We start from the raw sequence: 17,360 nt of genomic DNA on the forward strand, positions 1-17,360 counted from the left end.
TGTTGCTGTATGGATTAACAGGAGTGTAATCAAACTACATCGATTTTGCACCTGTTCCGTGTTAGCGCGTCTTGATTACCAGACGATTACTCTGCTTGACTTCTTCCATTACCACATAGGTACGGGTGTCATTTACGCCCGGCAGGCGCAGCAAGGTCTCGCCCAGTAATTTACGATACGCTGACATATCCGGTACGCGGGTTTTCAACAGGTAGTCAAAATCCCCGGAAACCAGATGACACTCTTGAATTTCTTCAAGTTTTTGCACAGCGGAGTTAAATTGCTCAAACACATCCGGCGCGCCACGATTCAGAGTAATCTCAACAAATACCAGAAGTGATGCATCCAGATAGTGCGGGTTGAGCAGCGCTGTATAGCCCTGAATAAAACCCTGTCTTTCCAGTCGACGCACGCGCTCAAGGCAAGGCGTCGGAGAAAGTCCCACCCGTTTAGAAAGCTCGACGTTGGAAATACGCCCGTCTTTTTGCAATTCATTCAATATATTACGATCAATGCGGTCGAGATCTTTGCCAGGGCGCTTCTTGCTATCTACCATTATTATTGTCTCTCTGTATTCCTTCCCTACTCCTGTTCCGACTCTGAGCCTTCACTGCCAGAGTCCATCCTGTTATCACCCGTACGACGTTGGGTAACCCAGGGGTACGTGAGAAGCCCGTTGCCTGACGGCAGTCACCGACATCACGCATGGCGTCTGTCCACACCATGCGTAGATTTCGCTAACCCGGATAAAAATGGCATTTGCGTGCATGAAAATTCGCCACACGCGAAACACTGCTTTTCTTCTTCCATGAATGTTTTCGCAAAAGCACAGGGGATTGTCAAAGCAAAACATCGATTTTTAGTACAAGATGCCAGATATTCATTATCCTCCCCGGTTGATTCTCATGTTTTCCTCTTATAATTGTCTCGCTAACAGTAGAATTAGTTATATTCTTCGTTCGTTAAATCGCCGATTAATCGGCAGCTTCTATTGCACATATCGTTAACAAAACCGCCGCGCTCTTTTTTTACGTCCACAAATTCCCTACAATCCAGCTCATGTATGCCAATAAATTATGAGGATCTCATGGGCACGGCCAAACACAGTAAACTGCTTATTCTTGGTTCTGGACCTGCGGGATACACCGCTGCGGTCTACGCAGCGCGCGCAAATCTGCAGCCGGTACTGATTACCGGAATGGAAAAAGGCGGTCAGTTGACCACCACCACTGAAGTGGAAAACTGGCCAGGCGATCCTAACGATCTGACCGGACCGCTGCTGATGGAGCGCATGCATGAACATGCCACCAAATTTGAAACCGAAATTATTTTCGATCATATCAACAGCGTCGACCTGCAAAACCGTCCGTTCCGTCTGGTCGGCGACAGCGGCGAATACACCTGCGATGCCCTGATTATTGCCACCGGCGCTTCAGCACGCTATCTGGGTCTTCCCTCGGAAGAAGCGTTTAAGGGCCGCGGCGTGTCTGCCTGCGCGACCTGCGACGGTTTCTTCTATCGTAACCAGAAGGTTGCCGTCATCGGCGGCGGCAATACGGCCGTCGAAGAGGCGCTGTACCTGTCTAACATCGCTTCCGAAGTGCATTTGATCCACCGTCGTGACGGCTTCCGCGCGGAAAAAATCCTTATCAAACGCCTGATGGACAAAGTGGAGAGCGGCAATATCGTGCTGCACACCCACCGTACGCTGGAAGAAGTGACCGGCGACCAGATGGGCGTAAGCGGCTTGCGTCTGCGCGATACCCAGAATGCGGATAACGTTGAATCCCTCGAGGTTGCGGGGCTGTTCGTGGCTATCGGCCACAGCCCGAACACGGCAATTTTCGCCGGTCAGCTGGAGCTGGAAAACGGCTACATTAAAGTCCAGTCCGGCATCCACGGCAACGCTACCCAGACCAGCATCCCGGGCGTCTTCGCCGCCGGCGACGTGATGGATCATATCTACCGTCAGGCGATTACTTCTGCGGGTACCGGCTGCATGGCAGCGCTGGACGCGGAGCGCTATCTGGATGGTTTAGCCGACGCTTGCAAATAATCTTTACAAGTCAGTAACAAAGGTAAAGAAGGCGACGAAAAGTCGCCTTTATTTTTGCCTCGTTGTAACATTGCCGTGCCCAAAAAACTCATAACTACACCTGCTAAGCGCGCAATGAATAAAACCCGTCAACAAGAGTTAACCCGTTGGTTAAAAGATCAAAGCATTATCTCCCGTCGCTGGTTGATGATTTCCCGCGTATTGGGCGTCGTTAGCGGCCTGTTGATCGTCGCCCAGGCCTGGTTCCTGGCGAGGATCCTCCATCGAATGATTATGGAAAATATCCCCGCAACGGCGCTGCTGCTGCCCTTTACGTTACTGGTGCTGGTCTTTGTGCTGCGCGCCTGGGTGGTCTGGCTGCGTGAAAGAGTGGGGTTTCAGGCAGGTCAACATATCCGACTGGAGATCCGCCGTCAGGTTCTGGATCGCTTACAGCAGGCGGGGCCGGCGTGGATACAGGGCAAACCCGCCGGTAGCTGGGCCACGCTGATCCTTGAGCAGATCGACGATATGCATGATTACTATGCTCGCTATTTGCCGCAGATGACGCTGGCGGCCTCTATCCCTTTGCTGATTGTCATCACTATTTTCCCGGTCAACTGGGCTGCAGCGCTTATTCTGCTGGGCACCGCCCCGCTTATTCCGCTGTTTATGGCGCTGGTGGGGATGGGCGCGGCCGATGCCAACCGACGCAACTTTCTCGCTCTGGCGCGTTTAAGCGGCCATTTTCTCGATCGCCTGCGCGGTATGGAAACGCTGCGTATTTTTCATCGCGGCGAAGCGGAGACGGATAACATACGCGAGGCCTCGCAGGATTTCCGCCAGCGAACAATGGAAGTACTGCGCCTGGCGTTTCTCTCCTCCGGAGTCCTGGAGTTTTTCACCTCGCTGTCGATTGCGCTGGTCGCCGTTTACTTTGGTTTTTCCTATCTGGGAGAGCTCAACTTTGGCCATTACGGTGCCGGGGTGACGTTGATGTCCGGTTTCCTCGCCCTGATTCTGGCTCCTGAGTTTTTCCAGCCACTGCGCGATTTAGGCACCTTTTATCATGCGAAAGCGCAGGCGATTGGCGCCGCCGATAGCCTGAAGACCTTTATGGAAACGCCGCTGGCGCAGGCAGAGCGTGGGGAAAAGGCATTAAAAGATGATGAAACGGTAAGCCTTGAAGCTCGCGACCTGCTGATTAAGTCTCCCGAAGGGAAAGTGCTGGCCGGGCCGCTGAATTTTTCCCTGCGCGCCGGTGAACGCGTGGTGCTGGTTGGGCAAAGCGGCTCGGGCAAAAGCTCGCTACTGAATACGTTAACGGGTTTTCTTCCCTATGACGGCTCGCTCAAGGTCAATGGCGTCGAGTTAAAGAGTCTGGATGCCGACCGCTGGCGTCGTCTCCTGAGCTGGGTCGGGCAAAATCCGCAGCTGCCCGCGGCGACGCTGCGCGAAAACGTCCTGCTCTCCTGCCCTGAAGCCACCGAAGCGCAGCTGCAGCTTGCGCTGGATAAAGCCTGGGTTAGCGAGTTCGTCTCTCTTCTGCCGCAGGGTATTAATACGCCTGTTGGCGATCAGGCCGGCCGGCTGTCGGTCGGGCAGGCTCAGCGCGTCGCCGTCGCACGCGCGCTGCTGGTGCCCTGTCGTCTGCTGCTGCTTGATGAGCCTGCCGCCAGCCTTGACGCACATAGCGAACAGCGCGTGATGCAGGCGCTGACCAATGCATCAACGCAGCAAACCACGCTAATGGTTACCCATCAGTTGGAAGGACTGGCGAACTGGGACGCGATCTGGGTTATGCAGGATGGTCGAGTTGTTGAGCAAGGCAGCTATTCGCAGCTGGCGGCCGCTGGCGGCCCCTTCGCGACCCTACTCGCCCATCGTCAGGAGGAGATTTAAATGCGCGCATTATGGCCTTACCTGGCGCTGTACAAACGACACAAATGGCTGTTGGTGCTCGGTATCGTGCTGGCGATCGTGACGCTGCTGGCCAGCATTGGCTTATTAACGCTATCCGGCTGGTTCCTGTCGGCATCAGCCGTCGTTGGCGTGGCGGGCATCTACAGCTTTAACTATATGCTGCCAGCCGCGGGCGTGCGCGGCGCGGCGATTATTCGCACCGCGGGCCGCTACTTTGAGCGTCTGGTCAGCCATGACGCCACCTTCCGCGTTCTGCAGCACCTGCGGGTCTTTACCTTCAGTAAGCTGCTGCCGCTCTCCCCCGCCGGGCTGGCGCGTTTTCGTCAGGGCGAACTGCTTAACCGGGTGGTTGCAGATGTCGATACCCTGGATCATCTCTATTTGCGCGTCATATCACCGCTGGTAGGCGCGCTGGTGGTGATCCTGGTCGTCACCGTAGGGTTGAGCGTACTGGACGTCACTCTGGCCCTGACCCTCGGTGGTATTATGCTGCTCACCCTGCTGGTGATGCCGCCGCTGTTCTATCGCGCAGGTAAACCCGCAGGTGAAAGCATAACCCGGCTTCGCGGGCAATATCGCCAGCATCTGACCTCATGGCTCCAGGGACAGGCGGAACTCATGCTGTTCAACGCCAGCGACCGCTACCGGCAGCAAATGGAAAAAACAGAAGCGCGCTGGCTGGATGCGCAGCGTCGCCAGGCTGAGCTGACCGCGCTCTCCCAGGCTCTGATGCTGCTGATTGGCGGTATTGCGGTTATTGCTATGCTGTGGCTCGCCTCCGCGGGCGTTGGCGGCGATACTCAGCCGGGGGCGCTGATTGCGCTGTTTGTCTTCTGCGCGCTGGCGGCGTTTGAAGCATTGGCGCCGGTAACCGGTGCATTTCAGCATTTGGGACAGGTGATCGCCTCCGCAAAGCGCATCACGCAAATTACCGAGCAAGAGCCGGAAGTGGCCTTCCCTCAGGGCGAAGGCCAGACGCTGGATCGCGTCTCGTTACGTTTACATCAGGTCACCTTCAGCTATCCGCAGCAGCCCTCCCCCGCGCTGGATAAAGTGTCATTGCAGATCGAGGCCGGAGAGCATATCGCCATCCTCGGACGAACAGGCTGCGGTAAATCGACCCTGCTGCAGCTGCTGACCCGTGCCTGGGATCCGGCTGAAGGGGAAATCTTACTCAACAATCAGCCGCTGGGGCAGTTTAATGAGGCGACGCTGCGCCGGGCGATGAGCGTCGTGCCGCAGCGTGTGCATCTGTTCAGCGCTACGCTGCGCGACAACCTGCTGCTGGCTTCTCCCGGTGCCAGCGATGCCCGGCTTGCCCAAACGCTTGAACGCGTCGGCTTAGCGAAATTACTGGAAGATAGCGGTCTGAACAGCTGGCTGGGTGAAGGCGGTCGTCAGCTTTCCGGCGGCGAGCTGCGCAGGCTGGCTATCGCCCGCGCCCTGCTTCACGATGCGCCGCTCATGCTGCTTGATGAACCTACTGAAGGCCTCGATGCGACGACCGAAAGTCAAATCCTTGATTTACTGGCGGAAGTGATGCGTGAAAAAACCGTGTTAATGGTAACCCATCGTCTGCGCGGACTGGCGCGTTTTAATCAGATAATAGTCATGGACAACGGGAAGATTATTGAGCAAGGTAGTCACGCAGAACTGCTGGCTGAACAGGGGCGTTACTACCAGTTTAAGCAGCGCCTGTAGGCTACTATTGAATCATTGCCTGATGCGTTGAGGTAAAAATGCGGCTGGTTCAGCTCTCTCATCATTCCATCGCCTTCCCCTCCCCGGAAGGCGCTTTACGCGAACCTAATGGCCTGTTAGCGCTGGGCGGCGATCTTAGCCCGGCGCGTTTACTGATGGCCTATCAGCGCGGTATTTTTCCGTGGTTTTCGCCCGGCGACCCTATTTTGTGGTGGTCCCCCGATCCGCGAGCGGTGCTGTGGCCAGAGAAATTTCATCTCAGCCGCAGCATGAAGCGTTTCCATCAGCGCTCGCCTTATCGCGTCACGCTGAATCACGCCTTTGGTCAGGTTATCGAGGGCTGCGCCGACCACCGCGATGAGGGAACATGGATAACGCCAGGGATCGTTCAGGCGTACCACCAGTTGCATGAGCTGGGACATGCTCATTCTGTTGAAGTATGGCAGGGAAAGGAATTAGTCGGCGGGATGTACGGCGTCGCGCAGGGCGCGCTATTTTGCGGAGAGTCGATGTTCAGCCGTGCCGAAAACGCCTCTAAAACCGCGCTGCTGGTCTTTAGCCAGATATTTTCGCAGGATGGCGGAAAATTAATCGATTGTCAGGTGCTGAATAAGCATACGGCGTCGCTGGGCGCAGTGGAAATTCCCCGCCGCGATTACCTCGACTATCTTTCCGTGCTGCGGACGTATCGTCTGCCGGAGCGATTCTGGGTACCAAGGGTGCTATTTGCAGGAGAAGCATAAATGTTTTCAGCACATTTTTTGTTGGGATGTTATAATTGCGCGGTAGAGTAGCTTCTGCCCGTTGCCCCGCCGCCGTTTGGGAATAATAAGAGTCAGATAACACCCATTGTTCTGTCACTCCCCCTTTACGTTTGCGCCTGTCACCCGGTTTATCCGCGTGAATTACGGGTAATGCGCCAAAACTACTTCGGCGATTTGACGTAAAACTTTACATACTTGCTGAACTTCGGCATTATCTTGCCGGTTCAAAACTACGGTAGTGATACCCCAGAGGACTAGATGGCCAAAGAAGACAATATTGAAATGCAGGGCACCGTACTTGATACGCTGCCTAACACTATGTTCCGCGTAGAACTGGAAAACGGTCACGTGGTAACTGCGCATATTTCCGGTAAAATGCGTAAAAACTACATCCGCATTCTGACGGGCGACAAAGTGACTGTTGAGCTGACCCCGTACGACCTGAGCAAAGGCCGCATTGTCTTCCGTAGTCGCTGATCGTTTTCGCGCTTAGCGCGCCAGATGCTGAAGGCCGGGATAATTCCCGGTCTTTTCATTTCTGCGTCATTTACAACTTAAAGCGCGCAGATAAAAAAACCGGCCCTGAGGCCGGTTTTGTCACTGAGTACCGAAACTTAGTGCGCCGCTTCCGGTTTGTGCTTCTGCGCACTCTGGAAGTCGTAGGTCAGCGCATTTTTCTCTTTATCCAGTTCAACGGTCACCTGTCCGCCGTCAACCAGTGAGCCAAACAGCAGCTCGTTGGCCAGCGGTTTTTTCAGGTTGTCCTGAATCACCCGCGCCATTGGACGCGCGCCCATGGCCCGGTCGTAGCCTTTCTCGGCCAGCCAATCGCGGGCTTCCTGGCTGACTTCCAAAGAGACGCCTTTCTGATCCAACTGAACCTGCAGCTCGACGATAAATTTATCCACCACCTGATGGATAACCGTCGTAGACAGATGATCGAACCAGATAATGTTGTCGAGACGGTTACGGAATTCCGGCGTAAAGATCTTTTTGATCTCATCCATCGCATCCGGACTGTTGTCCTGATGAATAAGGCCAATGGATTTACGCTCGGTTTCACGCACCCCGGCGTTGGTGGTCATCACCAGCACCACGTTGCGGAAATCCGCTTTGCGGCCGTTGTTATCGGTCAGCGTCCCGTTATCCATCACCTGCAGCAGCAGGTTAAAGACGTCCGGATGCGCTTTTTCAATTTCATCCAGCAGCAGCACCGCGTGCGGATGCTTAATAACCGCATCGGTCAGCAGCCCGCCCTGATCGAAACCGACGTAGCCCGGAGGCGCACCGATTAAGCGGCTGACGGTATGACGTTCCATATATTCGGACATATCAAAACGCAGCAGCTCAATGCCCAGCGACTTCGCCAGCTGTACGGTAACCTCGGTTTTACCGACCCCGGTAGGCCCGGCGAACAGGAAAGAGCCGACGGGTTTGTGCTCATGGCCAAGCCCGGCGCGCGCCATCTTGATCGCTTCGGTTAAGGCCTCAATCGCCTTATCCTGGCCAAAGACCAGCATTTTCAGGCGATCGCCGAGGTTTTTCAGCGTATCGCGATCGCTGCGGGAAACGCTCTTCTCAGGTATACGCGCAATCCGCGCCACCACGGACTCAATATCCGCCACGTTAACCGTTTTCTTACGTTTGCTCACCGGCATCAAGCGCGCGCGCGCCCCGGCTTCATCAATCACGTCAATCGCCTTATCCGGCAGATGACGATCGTTAATGTACTTCACCGCCAGCTCTACCGCCGCACGTACCGCTTTCGCGGTGTAACGGACGTCGTGGTGCGCTTCATACTTCGGCTTCAGGCCGTTAATAATCTGCACCGTCTCTTCCACGGAAGGTTCGGTGATATCAATTTTCTGGAAACGCCGCGCCAGAGCACGATCTTTTTCAAAGATGTTGCTGAACTCCTGATAGGTCGTCGAGCCAATGACCCGAATCTTTCCGCTGGAAAGGAGCGGTTTAATCAGGTTAGCGGCATCGACCTGCCCGCCGGAAGCCGCCCCCGCACCGATAATGGTGTGGATCTCATCGATGAACAGAATGCTGTTGGTGTCCTGCTCCAGCTGCTTAAGCAGCGCCTTAAAGCGTTTTTCAAAGTCGCCGCGGTATTTGGTACCTGCCAGCAGCGAGCCAATATCCAGTGAATAGATAGTGCAATCGGCCATCACTTCCGGCACGTCGCCCTGAACGATACGCCAGGCAAGACCTTCAGCAATAGCGGTTTTACCAACGCCGGATTCCCCCACCAGCAGCGGGTTGTTCTTGCGGCGGCGGCACAGAACCTGAATAGCACGTTCCAGCTCTTTCTCGCGGCCGATCAGCGGATCGATACCGCCTACGCGGGCAAGCTGGTTGAGGTTGGTGGTGAAGTTTTCCATACGATCCTCCCCGCCTGCTTGCTCTTCGCTGCTGCCAGGCTGACTTCCGCTGTTATCGGAAGACTGGCTCGGCTCGTCTTTACGCGTACCGTGAGAGATAAAATTCACCACATCAAGTCGGCTGACTTCATGTTTACGCAGCAGGTATGCCGCCTGAGATTCCTGTTCGCTAAAAATCGCGACCAGAACGTTGGCGCCGGTCACTTCGCTGCGGCCGGAAGACTGGACGTGGAAAACAGCACGTTGCAGCACGCGCTGGAAGCTCAGCGTCGGCTGAGTGTCGCGCTCTTCTTCCGTTGCAGGCAGTACGGGTGTGGTCTGTTCGATGAAGGCTTCAAGCTCCTGACGCAGCGCGACCAGGTCCACTGAACACGCTTCAAGCGCTTCGCGGGCCGAAGGGTTGCTAAGCAGCGCCAGCAACAAGTGCTCGACGGTCATGAACTCATGACGGTGCTCGCGCGCTCTGGCGAAAGCCATGTTTAAACTGAGTTCCAGTTCTTGATTGAGCATAGGCACCTCCCCCAAGTTTATTGCCTGCATTCAGGCTTTTTCTAGCGTACACAACAACGGATGTTCGTTCTCCCTCGCATACTGGTTCACCATCGATACTTTGGTTTCTGCGACTTCTGCGGTAAACACCCCGCAAATCGCTTTACCTTGATAGTGAACCGTCAGCATCAGTTGCGTTGCACGTTCAACATCATAAGAAAAGAATTTTTGTAACACGTCAATAACAAACTCCATTGGAGTGTAGTCATCATTGACTAATATCACTTTATACATAGATGGCGGTTTAAGCGCATCTTTAACTTCGTCCTCAATTAGCTGATCGAAGTCCAACCAGTCTCTCTTACTCATCGTCAGTGTTCATCATCGGTTGCTGTTGCCAACAGGCGGTGGCCTGTCGATGACCAGAGGCTATGCACATCACAAATCTACAATAGATCATAGATAATTATCATCTATTACTTCCATCCGCGACGTCTGTCACATTCCCCGGCAATAGCGTTAACTGCTTCAAATTTTGACGCATTTTTCACCGTCCCCTGGCGTCAATCGCTTGACGCATTTCCTGATTTCTCTAAATTGTAGTGGCGAGAGTTGGCGAGCAAATGAACAACTCGTCACTCCACTACCGGTTCATTCCATCTTACTTATAAGATTTACGAAGGATGTCGAAGTATGGAAATGGGTACTGTTAAGTGGTTCAACAATGCCAAAGGGTTCGGTTTTATCTGCCCTGAGGGCGGCGGCGAAGACATTTTCGCCCATTACTCGACCATCCAGATGGATGGTTACAGAACGCTAAAAGCCGGACAAGCGGTTCGGTTTGATGTTCACCAGGGGCCAAAAGGTAACCACGCCAGCGTGATTGTCCCTGTTGAAGCTGAAGAAACAGAAACAGCCGCATAACTCTTTTGCTTCATTGTGTACATCCCGCCAGCAAAATGCCAGTCCTTCTGACTGGCATTTTTTTATCGCTACTCGCGCGCCAGGGCGTCGACGGGGTCCAGACGAGCCGCATTGCGCGCCGGTAGCCAGCCAAACAGCACCCCGGTCAGCGTGGAGCATAAAAACGCGGTCAATAGCGCCAACGGTGAAAAACCAATCTCCCAGCCGGGTAAAAACAGCTGTAATACAAAGGCAATCAGCAGCGAAAGCGTGACGCCCAGCGCCCCGCCGACCAGGCAAACCAGCACCGCCTCGATCAAAAACTGCTGTAAGACATCGCTGGCCCGCGCCCCGACCGCCATACGGATACCGATCTCCCGCGTGCGTTCGGTGACGGAGACCAGCATAATATTCATCACGCCAATCCCGCCGACCACCAGCGCAATCACCGCCACCAGCGTCAGAAACAGCTGTAATGTATGTGTGGTCCGTTCCGCCGTTTTCAAGATGCTGTCCATATTCCAGGTGAAAACATCCTTCTTACCGTGACGCAGTTCCAGGAGACGCAACAGTTGCTGCTCGGCAACCGCGCTGTCGTAGCCTTCATTGACGCGCACGGTGATGGAATTCAGCCACGACTGCCCCATCACCCGGCCAGCCATCGTGGTATAGGGTAACCAGACGCGCAGAATTTTGCTGCTGCCGAACATTGACTGTTTTTCATCCGCCACGCCGATCACCGTCGCGGGCATATTGCCGACCAGAATCACCTCGCCGACGACCCGCGCTTTGTGCGGAAATAGCTGTCGGCGCGCGTTGCTGTCGAGCACCACCACCTGCGCGCGGCTATTTAGCTGAAGCTCGTTAAAGGTATTGCCTTCGCTAAAGGTCATGCCGTAGACGTTAAAGTACTGCGCCCCCACGCCCTCGGCGCTGGCGGCAACGTCGATGTTATCCGCCCGCAGGCGCAGGCTTTTTGATACCGCCGGGGTCGCCGAGCTCACCCACGGCTGTTTCTGAATAGCTAACAGATCGTCGTACTTGAGCGATTGCTGATAGCGGGGATCGTCATCGCCGAAATCCTTGCCGGGATATACATCAATGGTATTGGTGCCGATGGCGCGGATATCGGCCAGCACCATCTGCTTCGCGGCATCGCCCACCACCACAATCGACACCACAGATGCGATGCCGATAATAATCCCGAGCATCGTCAGCAGCGTACGCATTTTATTCGCCGCCATCGCGCGCCAGGCCATGATCAGCGCTTCGCGAAAGCCGCTGCTGAACTGACGCCACGCCGACGGTTCGGCCGCCGTGCGCTGGCGCAGTACGCCGCCTTGCGCCGGACTCAGCGCGGGCGGATTACGCACGATTTCACCGTCGTGGATCTCAATCACCCGCTCCGCCTGAGCCGCCACCTGCGGGTCATGGGTGACGATAATCACCGTATGCCCCTGCGCTTTTAGCTGGTGAAGGATCCCCATGACCTCTTCGCCGGAGCGGCTGTCCAGCGCACCGGTTGGCTCATCCGCCAGAATCACTTCCCCGCCGTTCATCAGGGCGCGGGCGATACTCACCCGCTGCTGCTGGCCGCCGGAGAGTTGCGAAGGCTGATATTCAGCTCTGTCGCCCAGCCCCAGCCGAACCAGCAGCTCATGGGCCCGGGCCAGGCGCGCTTTGCGCTCGGCGCCGGCATAAACCGCAGGAACTTCGACGTTCTGCGCCGCGGTGAGATGCGATAACAGGTGATAGCGCTGAAAAATAAAACCGAAATGTTCCCGCCGCAGGCGCGCCAGCTCGTCGCCGTTGAGACGTGCTACGTCGGTTCCGGCAACCCGATAGGTGCCGCTGGTGGGTTTATCCAGACAGCCGAGAATATTCATCAGCGTGGATTTCCCGGAGCCGGACGCGCCGACGATTGCCACCATCTCACCGGCGGCAATGTTCAACGTAATGCCTTTCAGCACCTCAATGTTGCCATCACCGGAGGGGTAGCTGCGGCGAATATCACGCAGTTCCAGTAACGCCGTCATTTCGCCGCTCCGGCCGCACCTTCGCCGATAATGACTTCATCCCCCTCGTCTAGCCCTTTCACCACCGCCACATCGGTGTCGTTACGCGCGCCGATAACAATTTCACGCTCTTTAACTTCACCGGTACGCAGCAGACGCACGTGATAGCGGTTATCGCCGATGGCCTCACCTAGCGCGCTCAGCGGGATGGTGATAACATTTTTCACTTCTGAGAGCTGAATATGCACCTGGGCGGTCATCTCCAGGCGCAGGATGCCCTGCGGGTTCGGCACTTCAAAACGGGCGTAGTAGAAAATAGCGTCGTTGACCTTTTCGGGCGTCGGGAGAATATCCTTCAGCGTCCCTTCATAGCGCGTCAACGGATCGCCCAGTACGGTAAACCAGGCCTTTTGCCCTGGCTTAAGATGAATGACGTCCGCTTCCGAGACCTGCGCCTTCACCAGCATGGTGCTGAGATCGGCCAGGGTCAAAATATTCGGCGCCTGCTGGGCGGCAATCACCGTCTGCCCCTGCAGGGTAGTGATTTGCGTCACTTCTCCGGACATCGGCGCCAGAATTTTGGTGTAGTCGAGGTTGGTTTTGGCCGTATCCAGGGTCGCCTGATTGCGTTTAATCTGGGCTTCAATCGTGCCGATTTGCGCCTCTTTGACCGCTAAGTCGGTCGCGGCGGTATCGAGGTCCTGACGAGAGACCAGTTGCCGCTGCGCCAGCTGCTGCTGACGAGCCAGCGTCGCCGCAGACAGCTTACGTTCCGCGCGCGCCTGGTTCAGCTGTGCCCGTAGCTCCATTAACGTCGCTTCGACTTCCTTTATCTGGTTTTCCGCCTGCTCGGGATCGATAACCCCCAGCAGCTGGTCTTTTTTGACTTTGTCGCCAATCTCGACGCGCAGCGTTTTTAGCTGCCCGCTCACCTGCGCCCCGACGTCAACTTTTTTTAACGCATCGAGCTTACCGGTCGCCAGCACGCTCTGCTGAAGGTCGCCTTTACGCACCACCAGCGTCTGATACTGCGGCAGCGGCGCATTCAGAATTCGCCATCCCCAGACGGCGAGGGCCAGCACGACAATCGCCAGCAGCCACCAAACTTTCCTGCGCTTTCCATTTAATTTCATAACAATTCCTGATGTTTTAACCCGCAGAACCCGCGACAATTCTATCTAAATGCGGCAATAGAATAACGCGCATTTTTAGATGCGCTTCATTTTTGTTTAACTGAAGTTGATGGTGTGCAGATGAAGACCTGCCGGGATGGATCGCCCGGCAGAAAGAGAGAAACAGCGGTCAGCGCTAATCCGCGCGTCCGCGCGCCAGCCATAGCACGCGAGAGAACATTTTTTTCAACAGCGCAGGAATGGCGTCCACCCCGCGCCGTCCGGCCTCCATCGCCACTTCAATCGCCAGGTCCGGTTTTGACGAACGGTGAATCGCTTTGGTGATCACCCGCCGCATATTCATAGGTATATTCATCGGCAGCTGCGCGACCCGGTGATAAACATCGTCGAAGCCCTGACGGTACATAAAATGCTCCATATCCATCGCCGGTAGCGCAGTAAGATGGTCGCGTTCGAGCATTTTGTCGTCATTCAACAGCCCGCGCACGGTGGCAGCGTATTTTTTCCCGGCTTCATCGCCATCCACCAGCACATGCCACTCAATACCCATTCGCCGGGCGAATTTTATCAGCGGTTTCAAACCCGACTGGGCAAACTCAATGACCTTCACCCCTTCCGCATCAAAATGATGGCCGCACTGGCGGGCCAGCTCGTTGATAACCCAGGTTTCCGTCTCCCCCTCCACCAGCAGCCAGCAGCGGGCAAACAGCGATGAAGCGCGGTTAAAGCGAATATGAAACGCGATGCGCCGGCTGTCTTCCGCATTCATCCCGCCGGGCCCCAGCCGCCAGGCCGACACTCGTGAAGATTCACGCACCAGCCGACAGACGTGCTCGACGGGCGTTAATGACAGCAATTCGCCGGAGTTCGTTGTCGTCACCCGCTGCAGCGGCAGTAAATTGAGCAAATGCCAGGCCACTGACAGCATAATAGGATGCAGCCTGGTTTCCGGGTCCTCAATCAACAACAGCGGCCGCGCATCGCGATCGAGTCTTACCGTGCCTTTCGCCTGCAGCAGAGTCGAAAACAGCCCCAATAAAATCACCCGATGGCTGCGCCCGCCGGGCTTGTCGATCATCCTGTTGATAATATCCAGGTAGCGCCAGCTGCGCTGTTCATCATGTGAATGACGGCGCATCAGACGATGGCGCGACTGCGCGCTGCTCTGCTCGGCAAAATAGTGCTCCAGCAATTGCACCATAGCCGACAGCCCCTGGCGGATCTGCCCATCGGTTAAATTTTGCGGATGATGTACCAGTTCGCGAGAGAGGAAATCAAGCTGGCGAGCGGTAATTTCGATCTGCGGCGAGTGCGGAACGGTGCCGTTGTGGATCCGTCGCATAAAGCGGGCGTCGCGTAACCGCAGAACCGGCATCAGCCGTACCAGGTGACGGGCAAGTTCATCAATATCGTCAAGCTCCAGCGCTTTCCCTTCACCATCAATAAAGCTGCGCAGGGTCATCACGCTGTCGTCATCGGCAAGCTCCCCCTCCAGGCGATAGAAAACGCGCTGATAGCCATCGTCGCAGGGAACCCAGCAGCTGCTGAGAGGACGATAGCGTCGAACCCGATGGCGACCGGGTTCATTTTCACGGAAGGTCAGGATGATATGCAGATGATGCTCGCGCCCCTGAATATCGCCGGGCGGAAACCAAAAATCTTCCCGAACAAAATGATAGAGATCGAACTCCGGCGACAGGAGCAGCGTCAGGGCATCCAGCAGGCTGGATTTACCCCAGGCATTTTCGCCAATCAGCACGTTATTTTGTTCAAGCATCAACGATAATCGGTTAATGCCGCGAAAACCGACTATTTCTACGCGCTCAAGATGCATATGCCCTCCGCTCGGTGGCGACTATCTCCTTCAGTTATCAGCAGTATAGCGAGGTGAGCATCAACATGACACTCCGGGCGTCTGCGAATCGCTCATGGCTGCAGGGGGGAATGTGATGCGCCGTACTTCACTTAATTGAGAAACGCATTCATCATTGAAAGTCGTTTTTTTAACCGTTTTTGTTCTACACTTTTAAAAAATCCGACATAAAAAGGAATCCCAGCGCATTGTTCTAAATCAAATTACATCAATTTATTTAACTGGTCCCAAGATGGCGATCGTCCCTAGAATAGCGTCGCTTTATTCTGGTCGTCATTCTTTGTGGCGAAAATAAAGGCCGGCACGAAAACTCGTGCGCGTTTACGTTTTTATTGAGGTGGTTATGTTTAGAAAATTAGCAGCTGAATGCTTTGGTACATTCTGGCTGGTATTTGGTGGTTGCGGCAGCGCCGTTCTGGCTGCGGCATTCCCTGAGCTGGGAATTGGTTTTGCCGGTGTCGCGCTGGCTTTCGGTTTAACCGTATTAACCATGGCGTATGCCGTCGGTCATATTTCCGGCGGACACTTTAACCCGGCGGTAACTTTAGGTTTATGGGCTGGCGGTCGTTTCCCGGCCAGGGACGTGATTGGTTATATTATCGCCCAGGTTGTCGGCGGTATTATCGCCGCCGCTATTCTGTACGTTGTCGCCAGCGGTAAAGCGGGCTTTGACGCCGCCGCTAGCGGATTCGCATCGAACGGCTATGGCGAACATTCTCCCGGCGGTTTCTCCATGCTCTCCGCTATTGTGATTGAGATCGTCCTGACCTGCGGCTTCCTGCTGGTCATTCACGGCGCCACGGATAAAAACGCACCGGCCGGCTTCGCCCCTATCGCTATTGGCCTGGCGCTAACGCTTATCCACCTGATCAGCATTCCGGTCACCAACACATCGGTAAACCCGGCGCGCAGTACCGCGGTAGCGATATTCCAGGGCGGCTGGGCGCTGCAGCAGCTGTGGCTATTTTGGGTGATGCCGATTATCGGCGGCATTCTCGGCGGCGTGCTCTACCGCACCCTGCTGGAAAAACGCAGCTAAACTTCCTCCACTTTTCTTGAGGCCCGGTGCTGCCGGGCCTTTCTTTTTTTCCACCACTTTACTCAGTCCGGCGATTTGGGTAGTGTCAGGGGCGCTATTTTCATTCTGCAAGGACCAGGTTGTTCATGTTTTCGGGACTTTTAATCATTCTGCTGCCGTTGGTTATAGGCTATCTTATTCCTCTTCATCGGCCATCAGCCCTTAAACTCATCGCGCGACTTCTGAGCTGGATTGTCTACGTTATTCTCTTTTTTATGGGCATTAGCCTGGCCTTCCTGGATAATCTGGCCAGCAATCTCCTGGCGATCCTTCATTATGCGGCCGTCAGCGTCGTTATTATTCTGCTGTGCAATATTGCCGCCCTGATGTGGCTTGAGCAAAAAATGCCCTGGCAAAATCATCATCGCCAGGAAAAATTACCCTCCCGTCTGGCAATGGCTCTGGAATCCCTTCAGCTATGCGGCGTGGTATTTATTGGTTTTCTGATTGGTCTGAGCGGCATATCCTTTTTACAACACGCCACTGAGGCCAGCGAATATACTCTGATCTTCCTTTTGTTCCTCATCGGTATTCAACTGCGCAATAATGGCATGACGCTGCGGCAGATCGTACTGAATCGCCGCGGAATGATTGTCGCGGTGGTGGTCATGGTCAGTTCACTGCTGGGCGGTATCATCAACGCCTTTATTCTCGACCTGCCGCTAAAAACCGGACTGGCCATGGCATCCGGTTTTGGCTGGTATTCGCTCTCCGGGATCCTGTTGACCGAATCCTATGGCCCGGTGATTGGCAGCGCCGCCTTCTTTAACGATCTTGCCCGCGAGCTGCTGGCGATAATGCTTATCCCCGGACTGGTGCGCCGCAGCCGTTCCACCGCGCTGGGCCTTTGCGGCGCGACATCAATGGACTTTACGCTGCCGGTACTGCAACGCTCTGGCGGGGTGGAAATTGTGCCGGCGGCCATCGTTCATGGCTTCATTCTCAGTCTGCTGGTGCCCATATTGATGGCTTTCTTCTCCGCTTAATACCTCTCTGGCGGTAGTCTTCTGCCGCCAATTTTGCGCTAAATCAATCTCCCCGTAAGTTGTATCAGAAATA

The 17,360-nt window shown here is 55.2% G+C and carries 14 protein-coding genes; 8 read left to right on the forward strand and 6 right to left on the reverse strand.

Annotation, left to right across the window (positions count from 1 at the left end; genetic code table 11):
- Positions 1-61: 61 nt before the first annotated feature.
- Positions 62-556 (reverse strand): leucine-responsive transcriptional regulator Lrp, encoded by a 495-nt coding sequence (gene lrp, locus HMPREF1144_RS15130; protein WP_002439523.1) that lies wholly within the window; start codon positions 554-556, stop codon positions 62-64.
- Between the two features lie 531 nt (positions 557-1,087).
- Between lrp and trxB the strand changes: the two genes are divergently transcribed.
- From trxB to infA, 5 genes are all read left to right on the forward strand, one after another.
- Complete coding sequence (gene trxB / locus HMPREF1144_RS15135; protein ID WP_004849433.1) at positions 1,088-2,056, forward strand: thioredoxin-disulfide reductase; 969 nt, start codon at positions 1,088-1,090, stop codon at positions 2,054-2,056.
- 114 nt (positions 2,057-2,170) lie between these two features.
- Positions 2,171-3,937: a heme ABC transporter permease/ATP-binding protein CydD gene (cydD, locus tag HMPREF1144_RS15140; protein ID WP_009653289.1), complete on the forward strand. Its 1,767-nt coding sequence runs from the start codon at positions 2,171-2,173 to the stop codon at positions 3,935-3,937.
- On the forward strand, positions 3,938-5,659 hold the full coding sequence (cydC, locus tag HMPREF1144_RS15145) for a heme ABC transporter ATP-binding protein/permease CydC (RefSeq protein ID WP_009653280.1): 1,722 nt from the start codon (positions 3,938-3,940) through the stop codon (positions 5,657-5,659).
- A gap of 38 nt (positions 5,660-5,697) precedes the next feature.
- Positions 5,698-6,402 (forward strand): leucyl/phenylalanyl-tRNA--protein transferase, encoded by a 705-nt coding sequence (aat, locus tag HMPREF1144_RS15150; protein ID WP_009653303.1) that lies wholly within the window; start codon positions 5,698-5,700, stop codon positions 6,400-6,402.
- A 279-nt stretch (positions 6,403-6,681) separates the two neighbouring features.
- Positions 6,682-6,900: a translation initiation factor IF-1 gene (gene infA, locus HMPREF1144_RS15155; protein WP_002211347.1), complete on the forward strand. Its 219-nt coding sequence runs from the start codon at positions 6,682-6,684 to the stop codon at positions 6,898-6,900.
- Between the two features lie 137 nt (positions 6,901-7,037).
- Here infA and clpA read toward each other — a convergent pair whose 3' ends face one another.
- Entirely contained in the window at positions 7,038-9,320 is a 2,283-nt protein-coding gene (clpA, locus tag HMPREF1144_RS15160; RefSeq protein WP_004849425.1) for an ATP-dependent Clp protease ATP-binding subunit ClpA, read from the reverse strand.
- Positions 9,321-9,350: 30 nt separating this feature from the next.
- Positions 9,351-9,668: an ATP-dependent Clp protease adapter ClpS gene (clpS, locus tag HMPREF1144_RS15165; RefSeq protein ID WP_004100628.1), complete on the reverse strand. Its 318-nt coding sequence runs from the start codon at positions 9,666-9,668 to the stop codon at positions 9,351-9,353.
- A 324-nt stretch (positions 9,669-9,992) separates the two neighbouring features.
- Here clpS and cspD point away from each other — a divergent pair, with 324 nt between their 5' ends.
- Positions 9,993-10,223: a cold shock-like protein CspD gene (gene cspD, locus HMPREF1144_RS15170; protein WP_004100627.1), complete on the forward strand. Its 231-nt coding sequence runs from the start codon at positions 9,993-9,995 to the stop codon at positions 10,221-10,223.
- 68 nt (positions 10,224-10,291) lie between these two features.
- Here cspD and macB read toward each other — a convergent pair whose 3' ends face one another.
- The 3 genes from macB to HMPREF1144_RS15185 all read right to left on the reverse strand — a co-directional run bounded on the left by macB (position 10,292) and on the right by HMPREF1144_RS15185 (position 15,184).
- The gene (gene macB, locus HMPREF1144_RS15175) at positions 10,292-12,238 is read right to left on the reverse strand and encodes a macrolide ABC transporter ATP-binding protein/permease MacB (RefSeq protein WP_009653277.1); all 1,947 of its coding nucleotides are present in this window, start codon (positions 12,236-12,238) and stop codon (positions 10,292-10,294) included.
- Positions 12,235-13,350 (reverse strand): macrolide transporter subunit MacA, encoded by a 1,116-nt coding sequence (gene macA / locus HMPREF1144_RS15180; RefSeq protein ID WP_004849420.1) that lies wholly within the window; start codon positions 13,348-13,350, stop codon positions 12,235-12,237. The genes macB and macA overlap by 4 nt, the downstream gene beginning before the upstream one ends.
- Before the next feature lie 175 nt (positions 13,351-13,525).
- Positions 13,526-15,184, reverse strand: coding sequence for an ATP-dependent endonuclease (locus HMPREF1144_RS15185; protein WP_004849416.1), 1,659 nt, complete (start codon positions 15,182-15,184; stop codon positions 13,526-13,528).
- A gap of 382 nt (positions 15,185-15,566) precedes the next feature.
- Between HMPREF1144_RS15185 and aqpZ the strand changes: the two genes are divergently transcribed.
- Together aqpZ and HMPREF1144_RS15195 are read left to right on the forward strand one after the other, a co-directional pair.
- A complete protein-coding gene (gene aqpZ / locus HMPREF1144_RS15190) occupies positions 15,567-16,262 on the forward strand; it encodes an aquaporin Z (RefSeq protein ID WP_004849414.1) in 696 nt (231 codons plus the stop codon).
- Positions 16,263-16,387: 125 nt separating this feature from the next.
- Positions 16,388-17,287 carry a lysine exporter LysO family protein gene (locus tag HMPREF1144_RS15195; RefSeq protein ID WP_004849412.1) on the forward strand — a complete coding sequence of 300 codons (900 nt, stop codon included), beginning with the start codon at positions 16,388-16,390 and terminating at the stop codon, positions 17,285-17,287.
- Positions 17,288-17,360: the final 73 nt, after the last annotated feature.

Source organism: Klebsiella sp. OBRC7, assembly GCF_000293135.1.
Lineage (GTDB): Bacteria > Pseudomonadota > Gammaproteobacteria > Enterobacterales > Enterobacteriaceae > Klebsiella > Klebsiella michiganensis.